Origin of the sequence: Burkholderia sp. Ax-1724 (assembly GCF_011752995.1) — a bacterium.
Classification (GTDB): Bacteria; Pseudomonadota; Gammaproteobacteria; order Burkholderiales; family Burkholderiaceae; genus Paraburkholderia.
In genome coordinates this window covers 312102-327267 of record NZ_VWWL01000007.1, presented here as the reverse complement: position 1 = coordinate 327267, position 15166 = coordinate 312102, and the positions used below count along the sequence as shown (strand labels likewise).

General features: G+C 58.5%; 10 protein-coding genes. 6 read left to right on the top strand and 4 right to left on the bottom strand.

Annotated elements, in window-relative coordinates; all coding sequences use genetic code 11:
• Nucleotides 1-150 precede the first annotated feature (150 nt).
• From F3J19_RS11955 to F3J19_RS11930, 6 genes are all read left to right on the top strand, one after another.
• Nucleotides 151-573: a hypothetical protein gene (locus F3J19_RS11955; RefSeq protein ID WP_167041227.1), complete on the top strand. Its 423-nt coding sequence runs from the start codon at nt 151-153 to the stop codon at nt 571-573.
• A 120-nt stretch (nt 574-693) separates the two neighbouring features.
• Nucleotides 694-957, top strand: coding sequence for a hypothetical protein (locus F3J19_RS11950; protein ID WP_167041224.1), 264 nt, complete (start codon nt 694-696; stop codon nt 955-957).
• On the top strand, nt 954-1172 hold the full coding sequence (locus tag F3J19_RS11945; RefSeq protein ID WP_167041221.1) for a hypothetical protein: 219 nt from the start codon (nt 954-956) through the stop codon (nt 1170-1172). Before F3J19_RS11950 ends, F3J19_RS11945 begins: the two co-directional genes overlap by 4 nt.
• 87 nt (nt 1173-1259) lie before the next feature.
• The gene (locus F3J19_RS11940) at nt 1260-2453 is read left to right on the top strand and encodes a M48 family metalloprotease (protein WP_167041218.1); all 1194 of its coding nucleotides are present in this window, start codon (nt 1260-1262) and stop codon (nt 2451-2453) included.
• On the top strand, nt 2450-7945 hold the full coding sequence (locus F3J19_RS11935) for an AAA domain-containing protein (protein WP_167041215.1): 5496 nt from the start codon (nt 2450-2452) through the stop codon (nt 7943-7945). Before F3J19_RS11940 ends, F3J19_RS11935 begins: the two co-directional genes overlap by 4 nt.
• Nucleotides 7946-8127: 182 nt before the next feature.
• Nucleotides 8128-8691 (top strand): hypothetical protein, encoded by a 564-nt coding sequence (locus tag F3J19_RS11930; RefSeq protein ID WP_240158895.1) that lies wholly within the window; start codon nt 8128-8130, stop codon nt 8689-8691.
• Between the two features lie 346 nt (nt 8692-9037).
• On the opposite strand, the gene F3J19_RS11925 is transcribed toward F3J19_RS11930, so the two are convergent.
• The 4 genes from F3J19_RS11925 to F3J19_RS11910 all read right to left on the bottom strand — a co-directional run bounded on the left by F3J19_RS11925 (nt 9038) and on the right by F3J19_RS11910 (nt 14954).
• Nucleotides 9038-10483 carry an IS1182 family transposase gene (locus F3J19_RS11925; protein WP_167041209.1) on the bottom strand — a complete coding sequence of 482 codons (1446 nt, stop codon included), beginning with the start codon at nt 10481-10483 and terminating at the stop codon, nt 9038-9040.
• 182 nt (nt 10484-10665) lie between these two features.
• Complete coding sequence (locus F3J19_RS11920) at nt 10666-11742, bottom strand: RES family NAD+ phosphorylase (protein ID WP_167041206.1); 1077 nt, start codon at nt 11740-11742, stop codon at nt 10666-10668.
• Between the two features lie 273 nt (nt 11743-12015).
• On the bottom strand, nt 12016-12789 hold the full coding sequence (locus F3J19_RS11915; protein WP_167041203.1) for a hypothetical protein: 774 nt from the start codon (nt 12787-12789) through the stop codon (nt 12016-12018).
• A 779-nt stretch (nt 12790-13568) separates the two neighbouring features.
• The gene (locus tag F3J19_RS11910) at nt 13569-14954 is read right to left on the bottom strand and encodes an amino acid permease (protein ID WP_167041200.1); all 1386 of its coding nucleotides are present in this window, start codon (nt 14952-14954) and stop codon (nt 13569-13571) included.
• Nucleotides 14955-15166 lie beyond the last annotated feature (212 nt).

Genomic DNA, 15166 nt, shown 5'->3' with positions numbered 1-15166 from the left:
CATCAGGACGAGGTACGGAGCGGCAAAGCTCCACTCCTCGTCCGATACATCTGTTGGGTACGGTTTGCGTTCTGGCATTGCGCCAGGTTACCAGGTTTGGCACAAAGTGCCTAACACGCTCTAGGCGATTATTCCAATCCGCGATGCTCGTTGTATCCAGCCTATCTAGGTTTCAAGGAGATCGTGGCGGCCCTTCCGGATCTTTGGCGAAGTGATCTGGACGGTCTGAGCGACAAACAGTTAATCAATCGTCTTGATCGGTTGCTGTACGGAGCTCAAGGCGATCAATTACTTGAAGATGATGAACGGACCGTTTTCGAGTGCCAACGCGATTGGGAGAAATATGGCGCGTTCAATTTCTTGACAAATTGGGGCGAGCAATTCGACGGGGAAGGCAAGGCTTTCATTTTCTGCCCACCGGCACAACCATCGAAGATTCTTATTCTGCAACGCGGCTTCGACACGATTCGATCCTTGCATACATCAGTGACCGCCGCCACCGACGCTATCCATAAGTTCCTCAAGTGGTTTGATGAGTCGGCAGCGCAGCTTGCCAACCCAAACCCAATCTAGCCGCGCACGTTGACCGACTGCTCAAAATCGTCAAATGGAACCAGATCGATGCAAAGCACCTCTTCAGTTTTTCAAAAAACTGCCGATTAGCATGCTGAGCCCCTGTTGAACGGAATAATCGTGTTTACTCCGGAGTTTTCAGCAAAGGATGGCACGGAGCATATCCTCGTCGTCAATCATTACATTGAGACTGAAGAAGCGCTTAACCTGAGTGTTGCGTTCGTTCGCGCTCGCATCAGCTTCGGTCAGTTGCACCTCCCTTTTCAAAGCGTGAACCTGGTGGCAATTTATGATGTCCGCGGACAAGCAGTCCCAGATTTTCTCGAGGCTCGTCTCCAGGACGCGCTTGGAGACGTCGCGGAGGTTCGGGTGAAGCGAACATGAGCCTGCAATTCATAGCGCATAAGGTGTCCGTGAGCGACATCGAGAGACGTCTGGCGTCGCTGGACTGCGAAGCTGAAGTGTTTCCAATCCATAGCGAGCATGTCGGCATCTCTGTCCCGACTCGGCTTGTCGAGTCAGTCGGCGAGCATAACATCCGCGCGGCGATGCGCAACATTCGCATCTATGACCTCTACTCAGGTGCCTGGACTGCCTAAACTCTCACCGGGAAACAACGGTGACTGGGGCTTGCGTCACTTGCCCTGTCGTCGAACCGCTGCCATACAACGCTCAATAATCACTCCATGCGAATCCATAGTCCCGATCGCAGCGCGCTGGCGCCGCTGACCTACCACTCGACGGTGGTCAACTATCTGCTTGAACGCGAGCCGGAGGTTTGGCGTTGGGCATGTGAGCGTGCCACTGGCGCTGGGCTCTCGGAGGAACTGCGCACCATGCTACTGCGCGATACCTACCGCATCGACGCCGACGCGCACCGTGAGGTACATGCCGCCTTGGCGATTGCGATGGAGCGATTAGGCATTGAAGCACCAGCCACCCTGTACCAATCCGCAGGGCAGCAGATGAACGCTTCGCTCGTCTACGTACCGGGCGAGGTTCACATCATTCTTCAAGGGCCGCTGCTGGACCGGCTGTCACCAGAGGAGTTACTGGCGGTATTCGGACATGAATTGGCGCATTACCTGCTGTGGTCGCGCGACAATGGGCGCTTTCTTGCCGCTGATCGCATCTTGAGCGACGCGGTGGCGGCACCGGACGCGCGTAGCAGTCACCGCGAGACCTACCGCCGTTATGCCCTTCACACGGAGCTTTTTGCCGACCGAGGCGGCTCGGTGGCAGCGGGCGCGGTTGCGCCGGCGGTATCGACGCTGGTCAAGGTGCAGACCGGAATTGCCACCGTTGACGCGGCGGCCTACCTGCGGCAGGCAGCCGAGATCGATTCGCATGAAGCGGGCGCGAGTGCGGCACACAGCCATCCGGAGACCTTCATTCGCGCCCGTGCGCTGGCATTGTGGTGGGATGGGGCCGACGACCTGGATGCGTGGATCGACACCAGGCTGCACGGCCCGCTGACACTGGAGCGTCTGGACCTGCCCGGACAAGTGCGGCTGCAGACCCTCACGCGTGGTTTCCTTGCCCGCTATCTGGCCGGCGCGCCGCTCACGAGTGACGCGGTGCTTGCACAAGTGCGCATGTTGTTCCCTGACTGGGGTGCTGATGAGCCAGCCGTCGGACTCGAGGTATTCGACGCCGTTGCAGTCGACGACAGCGTGCGCGGCTACCTCAACGCGCTGATGGTGGACCTCGCGCTCGCCGATCCCGACCAGCAGGATGCGGCCTTGTTGCGAGCGGGGCAGGTAGCCCAAACGCTGGGGAGCCTCGACGCTCTGCGGCTCAATCTGCGTCGCGATGCAGGTTTCGGCAAGCGCGAGCTGGACCGATACAACCGGCAACTGGCGAAGGAGAGTCAGGCATGAGCGACAGCGCGATCGCAAACAACAATCCGCGTACCCTGCGCAGTCTGATTGCAGCGCAAGGTAGCGCGGCACTGTCCACCGACGACGTGCTGGTGTTGATTGTGCCGCTATTTCACCAAGTTGCCGCGCTGCACGCACAAGGCAAGGTTGCCGCGCTTGACGCCGATAGCATCTTGGTGGGTGAAGATGGCGTGCTCCGCCTGCGTAGAGCCGAGGGCAAATCGCCGGCCATCGACATCGGTGCGGTGCACCGGGTGCAGCCGCATCCGGCGTCGGGCCTGAATATCGTCGGTGCCTTACAACGCACCCATTCCGAAGATGGTCGCCGCGAAGAAACCGATCTGGCGTTGCAACTCGACGTTGCTGCGCCGATTGAGCGACCCGTGTACCTGCTGGGTCCTGCCAGTTGGGAACTGCAGATCGGGCACCATGATGAAATCAGCGATATTTTCCTGCTCGGCTTGATGTTGGCGAGTCTTGCCTGCGGATTGGATTTCGCCGACGAAGACGATTTACGCAGCTTCGTCGCCCACCGCCGCAATCTGTTCCTGGTGTGCGAGAGACTGCACCCTATCGTGGCCGCGGTCATCGTCGAGATGACGGAGATCAACCGGCACGAGCGCGCGACGGACCTCGCAGCCCTGGCCGCGCGCCTGAGCACCTGGCGTGAACAGCCCCTCGTTCTCGACGTGGAGCGCGCTCTCGCAGCCGCCAGCGGTGCGATGCCGCGTCGACGCGCGGTACTCATGCATTTGCGCGATCGCCTGTTCGATCTGTCCCGGCGCAACCGGTTACTTCACTTTCGACCTTCCGCGGCCAGCGTGAACCTGACAGTGGCCAGCGTGCCGCTGATGCTGCAGATCGAAAGTGTACGGCCCGAGCACATTTGCACGTGGGGCGGCCCCTTTGCGGACGATCTTGTGTCGGGCAAGCAAGTCTCGCTGCAGCGCTGGCTTCGCTTCGACGACCAGCCGTACCTGCCGGCGGCCCTCGACAGACTCATCGCCGAAACCCGGCGAGATCGGGCCGAATTCGGCTTCAGCAACCTGCGCCTCGTGATTGCCTTTTTGCGCTGGCACAACCTGAAGGAGTCACCGGACGAGCGCATTGTTTCGCCGCTGCTTTGGCTGCCGGTCGAACTGGTCAAGCGCAAGGGGGTGCGAGATCAGTACGTGATCCAATGCACGAGCGGCGAAGCCGAGTTCAATCCTGTCTTGCGCCATCACCTTGGCCAGCTGTACGACATCCGGCTGCCCGAGACGGTCGACCTGGGCCGCACTACGCTCGCGGAGATACACGCCGACATCCTGAGTCAGATCCGGCGCTCCGAACCCGCGGTGGAGCTCCGTCTGGTCGACCGGGCGGCGGTACGGCTCGTGCGGCAGAAGGCGCTTCAGCGCATGCAGCAATTCAAGCGTCGGAGGCCGGGCGCAAGTGTGAGACGCGCGAGGGAGGACGGACGGCTGCCGCCTTACAGCTACGCACAAGACGACTATCGGCCTCTTGGGCGAGCACTTTTTGAACTTTGGGTTCGGCCAAGCGAGCTGCCGCAGCGTTTCGAGGCGGGTGCCGCGCCGAGTGCCGGGCTCCGTCAGCCCCATATGGCCGATCCGATTGTCGAGACAGCCGACACCGACGACCGTTTAGGTTTCGCGCTTCAAGAGTCTGAAGGGCACCGCTACGCCTGGGATCTGGATCTGACTCAGGTGACGTTGGCTAACTTCAACTACAAGAAGATGTCGCTGGTACGCGACTATTCCCAATTGCTCGACGAACCTCGCGAGAACCCCGCTTTTGACCGAGTGTTCTCCATCGAGCCGCGTGAGGTGGAGGCCGAGGCGCCGCCACCACTTCAAGCGGCTGAACGATGGAGCGTCGTGGCTTCCGACGCCACGCAGAATGCAGCGGTGGGGTTGGCGCGCAACCAGCGCAGCTTCATCATTCAGGGGCCGCCGGGAACGGGAAAATCCCAGACCATCACCAACCTGATCGCCGATTACGCAGCCCGCGGCAAGCGCGTGCTGTTTGTCTGCGAGAAACGTGCTGCGCTGGACGTGGTGTTCCATCGGCTCAAGCAGAGCCGCCTGGAAGCATTGTGCTGCTTGATCCACGATTCGCAGACCGACAAGAAGGCTTTTATCGCCGATCTGCGCGACTGCTACGAGCGCTGGATTTCGCAGCCTCACGGTAGCGAAACGCTGGAGGCGCGTCGCAAGCAAGCGGTGGATTTGCTGACGGAGCAACAGCAACGCATCGACAGTTTCGAGTCGGCCATGGCGGCGATTTGCGAGCCCGTCGGCGACAGCGTGCGCGCGCTTCTGCGGCGTCTTGCCGAGCTTCCCAGTGCCCCCGAACCGGGGGCGGCGATGCGCGAGCGCTTGCCAACTTTGGCGAGCTGGGACCACTACCGGGATTTGACGCAGCGTGTACACCGCGCCATGCGCGAGCGCTTCGGCGTGGATAGTCTTGCCGCACATCCGTTCGCCAAGCTGTCCCGGCAATTGCTGGGCGACGAGCGCGCATTCGGCCGGGCCGAACAATTGTGCGAAGTTGCGGAAGCCCAGTTCGAAGCGCTGGACCGGTTATTGGATAGTTCGGAGTACAGGATCTCTCATGACACCGCCCTGGAACATGCATGCTCCATCGCGACTGACTGTGTGTGGCTGCTGGACACCGGACTTGCTTCGCATCTCGATCTTCTCGATAAATCCTCACCGGCGCATGGTGAAATGCAGAAGGTTCGTGCCGAGCTCGATACGCACACACGGGCGCTGAGCGTTGCCCAAGACGCAACATCGAATTGGCGCGACAAGCTCAGTCGGGACGATACGGAATCCGCACTCATACTGGTTCGCCGGCTGGAGTCGTCGCCGACGCGCTGGCTGCAGCCGCGTTGGTGGCGCCTACGCGCGGAGCTGAAGCGCCGCTACGATTTCGGCAAGCACGCAGTTCATCCCGGCTACCTTAAGGTATTGGACGCGCTTGCTACCGAGCACGCCGCCAGCGCTGCGCTCGCCGCAGCCGATGCCCAGAGCCGGCAGCGGTATGGCGTCGGCGATATGCTCGCATTTACGTCGGCACTCGCCGAACTCGAGCGGCGTCTCCAGAAATCCGAAGGGCTTCGAGATCTCATCGGCAATCTGCGCGGCTCTGCTGATCCGCTAGCGACGGCGCGCGAACAGGCAAGTGCCCAAGACCCATTGGACAAGCTGGCTCAACATGTCGGCCTCGACCTTGCCGTGAACCCCGACACGCGTTTGGGCGAGCTTGCCGAACTGCTTCGAGACCTGCGTGAAGCGCTGGCCGATTTGCCCGATCTCTTGCCGCTGCTGCGTTCTGTCCACGCGGGAGATCCCACCTATGCCGTTGCGCTTCAATCGCTGGATTACCCGCCTGTCCAACTGGATGCGCTGATCGCCGACGAAGCGCTGCGGAGACTGGAACGGGAGAGTCTCACGCTGGCGCGCTTCAGCGGCGCCGCGCTGGCTCAGGCGGCACGTGCCGTCGCGCAAGGACAGCGCGAGTTGCTGGCCCTCAACGCCGAGGTGGTAAGCGCAAGGAGGCATCAGCAGTTCGCTGAACACGTGCGCCAATCCACGTTGTCGGCCACGCAACTCGATGCCGAAGGCAAGACGTTCAAGAAACGTTACGCCGCCGGTCGCCGCGAACTGGAGCATGAGTTCGGCAAAAGCATGCGCCACCGGTCGATCCGCGAACTCAGCGACGACGACTCGGGACTGATCGTGAACGATCTGAAACCGATCTGGCTGATGAGCCCGCTCTCGGTTTCCGACACTCTGCCGCTGTCACCGGATCTGTTTGACGTGGTGATCTTTGACGAGGCTAGTCAGATTCCCACCGAGGAATCGGTGCCTGCGTTGAGTCGCGCGAGCCAGGTGGTCGTAGTCGGAGACGAAATGCAGTTGCCGCCGACCACATTCTTCTCCACCAGCAGCAGCGAAGACGACGAAATCGTGGTGGAAGAGGACGGCGAGCGTATCGCGATCAACCTCGATTCAGACAGCTTGTTGAACCAGGCTGCTCGGAACTTGCCTGCTACGCTGCTGGCCTGGCACTACCGCAGCCGTCACGAATCGCTGATCAGCTTCTCCAACGCAGCGTTTTACGATGGTCGCCTGGTCACCATTCCTGACCGCGTGCTCGAGCGCAGCGAGGAAGACGTGATCCCCGTGCGCTCGGACCAGGGTGACGCAGGAATTGCCGGTGCGGACGCGCTTTTGGCGCGGCCGGTCAGCTTCCATCGGTTAAGCGATGGCGTATATCTGGAGCGGTGTAACGAGCCCGAGGCGCGGTATATCGCGCAAACTGTGCGTGAGCTGCTGCGTAGGGAGACCGGGTTGAGCCTCGGCATTGTGGCGTTCTCCGAGGCGCAGCAAACCGCAATCGAGGCCGCACTCGAAGCACTCGAGCGAGAGGACGCGGATTTCGCCGCGCGTCTTGAGCGGGAGTATGTACGCGAGGACGACGATCAGTTCAATGGCTTGTTCGTCAAGAATCTGGAGAACGTCCAGGGCGACGAACGCGACGTCATCATTCTTAGCATCTGCTACGCGCCAGGTCCGGACGGCAAGATGCAAATGAATTTCGGCCCGATCAACCAGCGCGGCGGGGAGAAGCGCCTCAACGTCATCTTCAGCCGTGCGCGCCATCGAATGGCGGTCGTATCGACGATACAGGCCGAGGCCATTACCAACGTGCACAACGATGGCGCCGCGGCGTTGCGTGCTTTCCTGCAGTTCGCACAGGCGAGCGCCCAAGGACAGTTCGAGAGGGCGCAGGCGACGCTTGGTTCGCTAAACCCGGGGGCGCGTGAAGCTTTCGCGCGGCAGGCCGCATCCGACAGCATCCGCAACGCAATGGCCGACGCACTACGGGCACGCGGTCATGACGTCCACGTCAATGTAGGCCGATCGCAGTTCCGATGCGACCTCGCCGTTGTCGATCCGTCAGCGGCGCACTACGCGCTCGCGATTTTGCTCGATAGTCCGGCGGAAACGGTGACCGATGCCGCCGAGCGCTACGTTTTCCGCCCCGGCGTGCTGCGCAGCTTTGGATGGCGGGTGCTGGATATTCCGGGTAAGGATTGGCTGCATGACCGCGACGCGGTGCTGACCCGAATAGAGTCCATGCTGGCCGATGGGGAAGACAGGGCACTGGATATCGAGGTCGAATTGCCGGCGCCGATGCCAACGAAACCGGCGGCATCGGCTTCACTCGCGACCGACGATTTTCGTATTGCACACGCTGATGAACCGCAAATAGAACTGGTGCGCAATCTGCGCTTTGAGGGCGGAACTTCGCACAAGTTTTGGCGCGTTACGCTGCGGGGCGCTGAACTTAGCGTCAGCTATGGGCGCGTAGGCACCAGCGGGCAGACGAATCTGAAGCAGTACGACAGCGCAGAACGGGCTCGTCGCGAGATGGATAAGCTCGTCACGGAGAAATTGCGCAAGGGTTACGTCGAAGAGTGAACCCGGTGAGACTTGGCGGGGGCTCTATCTGACCCGCCAAGTTAATTCAATTAACAGCAGTTGCGCTCCCCTTCCTAATGAAACGAATACTCGCCCGTCTCCTGACCGCAGTTCGCACCTCTACCGCGTCTCAAGCCGCGCCAAAGGTCGAAACAGTGAATGTCAACTCGTTGCGATACACCATGCCGACAGTCGCGGCAGACTCTATCGTTTACGTCGCTGCAACTAAAGAGTCTTCTCAAGGAGTGCCGCAATTTCACGAGGACGAATGGGCGCAACTGGAGTTCTTCCCAAGAGCGAGATTTGGGGAAATTCAAAAAATTCTCAAGGAGTACAAGTCCTTTGAGGCAGCAAATCGCAGTGAGCACGGATGGAAGGATATCTATGCCCGGCGTATCACTCGCGGTCCAGTCGTATCTAATAGCGTGTCTCCGGGGGAGCTTGCTACTTTAGTGTCCGGAACGTTACTTCAAGCTCCTATTCTTGGGACGTTTTCCGCAGTACTCGGTCAAGTCGAGAACGGGTTCTCTATAGAGCTAGGTGAGAACGCCTATCTCTACGGAATTCAAAATGAAAGTGGCACAACGGTACTTGCGGCCAGTCTCTCTGGTGCAGATGACATGCTTCTAACAAACGCTTTCGCGAGTGTCAGTGAGCGTTTTGGGTTAATTCTGGTTGATTGGCGGCAACAATTCATTTTGGTCTCGGTAGACAAGAATGGAAATATTGATGTTTGGCGCCCTTAAGCATGCTGAATGCTTAAGGGAAACTGGCGAACTCGCAAGTTACGCTGCCGTTACCCTCAGATCATCGGACTACGGTCGCCCGATTAGTCAAGCGTTGAACGGCCACTTTCTGATAGGTCAGATGGCCGCTTCGGGGCTACTAAAGCCTGTCGAATCGGGCCGCGGTCGGCCGAGGCCGTGTGGAAACTGTTTTCTTCTCCCTTACGGGCCCGTTCGCCCGCCCTAATCGAGTCAGGCCCGATGATTCGTGTCTATGGCGCGATGGTGCGCATGGGAACTCTCATTTTGTCGCGCGGCACATACCCGGCCTGACAGAGCCTGTCCAGCGCACAAAGCCCCTCCGGGCTTATGCTCCAGCCATCTTCATCGCCTTCAATGTTCTGGCGACACCGAGTATGTTTATGACCCGCTTCAGGTTGTAGGTCAACACCTGAAGGCTCATTTCAGTGCTCACCCGTCCGAGCGTTCGCGTCAGGAAGTGTGTGGCTCCCATCCAATGCTTCAGCGTGCCGAAGACGTGTTCGACAGTGCTTCTCCGGATCGTCATTGCATCCGGCTTGCGATCCAGCCGACGCTGCATGGCTTCCAGTATCTGTTCGTGTTCCCATCGTCGGATGCGGCGATAGTCGCTCGGAGAACATCGCTCCTTGAGATGACAACGCGGGCAGGCGGTGGGCCAGTACACCTGCAGATTCATGTTATGCTCAATGGTCGTGAATCGACGGATAGCACGCTCCCCTGCAGGGCATCGATACTCATCGTTCTTCGCGATGTAGACAAAGTCTCGCTTGGTAAAGAGACCCTTCTTCCTTGATGCCGAAGTGAGCGGTTTCGGGACATACGCCTTGACCCCCGCCAGTTCGCATGCACGGATATCCGGGCCGCTGAAGTAACCTCGATCGGCCAGCACCTTCAGCTTCGGTTTGCCCATCGCATTCTTCGCCAACAACGCCATCCTGCTGAGTTGCCCGTGATCGCCTCCGACGTTCGTCACCTCGTGTTCGACGATCAGGTGATGCTTCGTATCGACGGCGACCTGAACGTTGTAGCCGACCGTTTCGGTTCTTTTGCCACCACTGGTCATCGAACGGGAATCCGGGTCGGTAAGCGACAACTGCCTGTCCGGCACTTTCTTCAACTGCTTTCTGATCTGCTCGAGCTCACGCATCTGCTGACGCAAGACCGCGATCTTCTCGTAGAGGTGCACGGTCTTCACATCGAAACCTATCGGACTGGTCCGGTCTGCGGTTTCAATCATGTCGAGATATCGCTGGACGCTTTCCTCAATCTGTTGTTGCCGCTTGTCGATCTTGCCGGCCGTGTAGTTTCTGTCACGGCTGTTCACCGCCTTGAACTTGCTGCCGTCGATTGCGACCATGTCGCCGGCCAGGAGCTTCAGTCCGCGACACAGTTCGACGAAACGTCGGCATACGTTGCGAATCGCCGGGCCGTTGTCGCGGCGAAAGTCAGCGATTGTCTTGAAGTCCGGCGCCAGACGTCCTGTCAGCCACATCAGTTCAATATTGCGCTGGCATTCGCGCTCAAGACGGCGGCTGGAGGGTACCCGGATCAGATACCCGTAAATGTAAATCCGGAGCATCACGTCTGGATGATAGGACGGGCGGCCCGTCAGCGCCGGTGTCGAACCGTTGAAACCGAGTTCCGCAAGGTCCAGTTCGTCGACGAAGGCATCTATGACCCTGACCGGATTGTCCTGTCCAATATAGTCATCGACGCATTCGGGAAGTAGTGCGACCTGCTTGCGGTCATCACCTTCAACGAATCGCTTCATGAGTCACCCTGTCTCAACACGTTGATTCAGTTTAGACGATCAATGCGTTTTCACACGGCCTCGGCCATTCACTTACGAAGACACGAAACAAGCGCTCCCTCGTCAGCCAAAGCGGCCAGTCAGCACGACAGCTTGCGATGCCAATAGCGGAACCTGGCTAATCGTGAATGTTTCGCGTGAAATCAATAGGCGACAGGTCCAAAATGGCCCAAATAACCGATCTGGGTCAAGATCATTCGATTGATGCACTTCACGATGACACTGCTTTGTTCGATCGGTCGACCGAAGAGAGCGAAGTTAGGAATCGTATACGCCTTGGCGTACTGCTCGGCTTGTGGATGAAAACGGCGTAGCGAAAGGCCATATGCGGTCTCAAAGGGACGCCCGCCAGTGCGAAGTAGACTGAAATAGGAGGGATAGATAACACCGTCGAAACCTGCACCTCTCGCAGCCATCGCAATATCGCGAGAGATTTCGTACGAATGTGATTTCGCAAGAAAGAGCATATGGATAGCCATGTCCAAGCTCTCGAATTCGGTGACCTCCTCTTTGAGGACCGCTGTAAGCTCCAAAAGCCGCAAGTCTCTGACGGGTTGCAACGTGGCAACATACATATCATCCTCGACCGTGGCGCGACATTCGTGGATGCAGATATCTATATCTTGTGATCCATACATGACCGGGAAGCCCACAGAATCGAGCCGTCCCTTCCCGGCGAAGTGCAATGGAGGGCTGTCATATTCGTGTGGCTCGGCATGATGCTGAGGGTTCACTCGGACGCGATAAAACAATTCGTCCTTCGCGAGTGTTCGAACAGGATATTCTTTTAATACACGGTCAATGATCTGAGGACGTGTCGCCGGATCTTGCAACGCCTTCAACGGCTCGACTTCTCCAAACATCCAGAAACGCGGACCGTAATGGAAGAAACCGATCTTTGCCGCGTCCTCGATCAGCTTCACATCGTTTCTCAGCCATGGCGACGGCGAGATATCGCTCTTGCCGTAATGGTGCTCGTTGCATTGCACGCGCGGTGCCGCGCCATAGTCAAATCGGATAGTCGTGCCGCTGACAAAGAAGCGGTGCGCAATCCCCAATACGTGTTCCTTCGTGAGCTTTTTCCCATCATGGCTCTTGCAGTTTGGGCACTCCCCTTCCTGTTCGACACCATGCTTCCACGAGTCAATCCGCAATCCCTCGTCTGCAAAGCAATTAGAGCAAAGTAGAAACTGAGTAGTGTTCGCTACTTCGTCGGTCATTTCAGATCCTTCGAGTTTGCTGGAGAGTGAAGTACGAAATAAGGGATGAACGCAAAATAAAACTCCTATTTGACTTACGGCTTTAGCTGCAACCGATGATGTAGTCAGGAGTTCCTTGGTAATTTCGAATTAACGAACCTCCGAGCCGTTCAGTTGCTACTTGAACATACGAAGCTTGAAAGCACGGTTAGGTATCTCAGCATCGACACGGCGGCGCGTTCACACGAAAAGCTCAAGGTCAACCTGACCGAGCGCTTTCGCTCAGAACGCGCGCTAACGCGGCAATACGATAGAACGGGCACCGATCAGTGGCGCGTCGGACTCTGACTGATATTCGTCCTTGCCGATCGAGAACGGACCAATTATGGTTTGGATATAGTCGAACCATCTCTCCCCAAGTGTATTCACAAACGCGACGAGCCCGTCTGACGCACGGTCGCTGTACATTGGTGCCCACACAAGACGCGGAACATTAGATCCCGGCAACTCAACATATCGATTTACTGTCATATAGATACAACAGTCGATAGATGAATAGGACGTAGAAAGAATATTTCCTATCAAGGCTCTCACACGATCAGGACCCAGGGATGCAAATCCATCATTCACTACTATTGCTACGCCTCCATTGGATTTTATTTTAAAATGCTCCTTTGTTTCTTTTATTTGTGCGTTTGCCTTCTTAAGGATGCGCGTCAAAGGCGGTCTGAAGAGGCGAACGTAATCACGAGCAAACCACTGCGGCTCGCCTTTCCCGCCAAACAACGCAGGCCGCCAGTCTGGATCCTCGGCGACGACTCTTTGCATAAGCTCATTAAATCCCTTGGCGAAAGCAGGAGAGTTAGAAAACTCGGTTTCAATTTCCTTCAGCTCTGCAATAACGCCATCTTCAAAGAAAGCGAAATCAGCATTTTGAAAGTTACGAGGCTGTGGAACTAGGTCTTCAACCACGGCCCCACCGACATGTGCAACAAAGCCTCTCCACGTTTTCTCCACCGGAACGGGGTTATGTGGGCCGGTATCCCAAAACCCAGGAATTGCTGTCATGTTTGCGCTTGTTGGTTAAGTGTGCCCGCAACGCAGCCGACGGGCGATTGGCCACTATACTCCGGCAAGCGACAGTGGAGGCGCTGCCACGGAACGGCTGCTCCGGGTCGAACACGGCCAAATATGTGCCAAGCGAAGTCTCGACCTGAGACGAACGCGAAAGACAGCATGAGCAGCCAAGAGCACATGAATGCCCCAGCACCCACGCCCGGTGGCATTTCTGGTGGTATCTGCACCAGCAAAATTCCTCAAACCCGCGCCAGCCAAGCGATAGCAGGATTTTTTCGATTCCGGCCCTGGCACCATTAGCATGTAAAGCGAAGATAGATAATGCCCACAAAACCCGCTACAGCAAAGGCTTAGCGGGTTTTTTGTTGTCTGCCGTTGTAAAGCAACGAATGCTGACAATAGGCGCCATTCGGGGGCATGTCGCTACACTGACGTTTTGACCGGCGTAAATGTCCCCATGAATCGCAACCTATGGCACTGACCGACGCAGTCAGTGGTATCTGGCTCGTTTCCGGGCCTTCCCAGCGGGAGATACCACCATGCCGCTCACCGATGTACAGGTTAGGACCGCTCGCTACAACCCCGAGAAAACCGGCAATCCCCTCGCAGACGCCTAACCTGCACTCCCGCACCACCGTCGACAGCGAAAAATATCGCACGCCGCAAAATGCATAAACAATCAGCGATGCTGACGATACAAAAAACAACCCACACCGAAAAAATCGCGCATGCCGCGAGCCGAACCTCTCCCGCGACATACCTATCGGCGCTTACCGGCTCGCGGCGCCCACCCCACCCCGCGCAACCTCGCGCCGACGCTTGACCACATAACCGCCCCACATCAGCACGAGCCACACTGGCACGAGCCATACCGACACCGACAACCCCGGCGTCATCGCGAGAATCACGAGGATCAGCGCCATGAACGCGAGGCAGATCCAGTTGCTGACCGGGAACCAGAACGAGCGGAACACGAGCGTTTCGCCGGCGGCCAGCATCGCTCTGCGCGACTTCAGATGCGTGAGGCTGATCAGCGCCCAGTTCAGCACCAGCGCCGCGACCACGAGCGACATCAACAGGCCGAGCGCTTCGGCCGGAATCAGGTAGTTGATGATTACGCACGCGAACGTCGCCAGCGCCGACAGACCGATCGCCAGATACGGCACGCCGCGGCGGTCGACCTTCAGCAGCGCGCGCGGCGCGTTGCCCTGCTCCGCGAGACCGTAGAGCATGCGGCTGTTCGCATACACGCCGCTGTTGTACACCGACAGCGCCGCGGTCAGCACCACGACGTTGAGCACGTTGGCGGTCAGCGTCGAGCCGATCTGCGAGAAGATCATCACGAACGGGCTGCCGCCCGCCGCCACCTCGTTCCACGGATACAGCGACAGCAGCACCGCGAGCGAGCAGATGTAGAAAATCAGAATCCGCACGATCACCTGGTTGACGGCCTTCGGAATGCTCTTCTGCGGCTCGGCGGCCTCGGCCGCCGTAATGCCGATCAGCTCGAGCCCGCCGAACGAGAACATGATCACCGCGAGCATCATGAAGAGCCCATGAAAGCCATGCGGGAAAAAGCCGCCGTGGCTCCACAGGTTCGCGACCGTCGCCTGCGGGCCGCCGTGACCGCTCGCGAGCAGATAGCCGCCGAACACGATCATGCCGATCACCGCCGCGACCTTGATGATCGCGAACCAGAACTCGGTTTCGCCGTATGCCTTCACGTTGGCGAGATTGATCGCGTTGACGATCGCGAAGCACACCAGCGCCGACACCCACGACGGCACGCCCGGCCACCAGTAATGCACGTAGGTGCCCACCGCGGTCAGCTCGGCCATGCTCACGAGCACGTAGAGCACCCAGTAGTTCCAGCCCGACAGGAAGCCCGGGAAGTCGCCCCAGTATTTGTAGGCAAAGTGGCTGAACGAGCCGGCCACCGGCTCCTGCGCGACCATCTCGCCGAGCTGGCGCATCATCATGAAGGCGATCACGCCGCCGATCGCGTAGCCGAGAATCATCGACGGACCGGCCGCCTGCAATACGCTCGCCGAGCCGAGAAAGAGACCCGTGCCGATCGCGCCGCCCAGCGCGATCAACTGGATGTGGCGATTCTTGAGCCCGCGCTTCAGGCCTTCCTGCTGTTGTGTACTATTCATTGCGCCTTGCCGTGTGGAAACCGTTGTGTCCGGACCGCTGTCTCCGGTCCCCTGTATCGGGGCCCATTGCCCGGCCAGCTGTGGTTGCGGTGACGGCCTAGCCCGGCAAAACCGGTAATGTTACCTTGGCCGATATTCCTCAGACATTCGTGGCAACCCGCGTTGGTTCAGCACCGCACCTAAGCGCGAGGATTGTGATTGTCGCCGCGATA

What these genes read in the sequence shown, in the direction of transcription:
- F3J19_RS11935 (WP_167041215.1), top strand. Translation starts at nt 2,450, where the DNA reads ATGAGCGACAGCGCGATCGCAAACAACAATCCGCGTACCCTGCGCAGT.
- F3J19_RS11910 (WP_167041200.1), bottom strand. Translation starts at nt 14,954, where the DNA reads ATGAATAGTACACAACAGCAGGAAGGCCTGAAGCGCGGGCTCAAGAAT.
- F3J19_RS11945 (WP_167041221.1), top strand. Translation starts at nt 954, where the DNA reads ATGAGCCTGCAATTCATAGCGCATAAGGTGTCCGTGAGCGACATCGAG.
- F3J19_RS11920 (WP_167041206.1), bottom strand. Translation starts at nt 11,742, where the DNA reads ATGACCGACGAAGTAGCGAACACTACTCAGTTTCTACTTTGCTCTAAT.
- F3J19_RS11930 (WP_240158895.1), top strand. Translation starts at nt 8,128, where the DNA reads ATGCCGACAGTCGCGGCAGACTCTATCGTTTACGTCGCTGCAACTAAA.
- F3J19_RS11915 (WP_167041203.1), bottom strand. Translation starts at nt 12,789, where the DNA reads ATGACAGCAATTCCTGGGTTTTGGGATACCGGCCCACATAACCCCGTT.
- F3J19_RS11925 (WP_167041209.1), bottom strand. Translation starts at nt 10,483, where the DNA reads ATGAAGCGATTCGTTGAAGGTGATGACCGCAAGCAGGTCGCACTACTT.
- F3J19_RS11940 (WP_167041218.1), top strand. Translation starts at nt 1,260, where the DNA reads ATGCGAATCCATAGTCCCGATCGCAGCGCGCTGGCGCCGCTGACCTAC.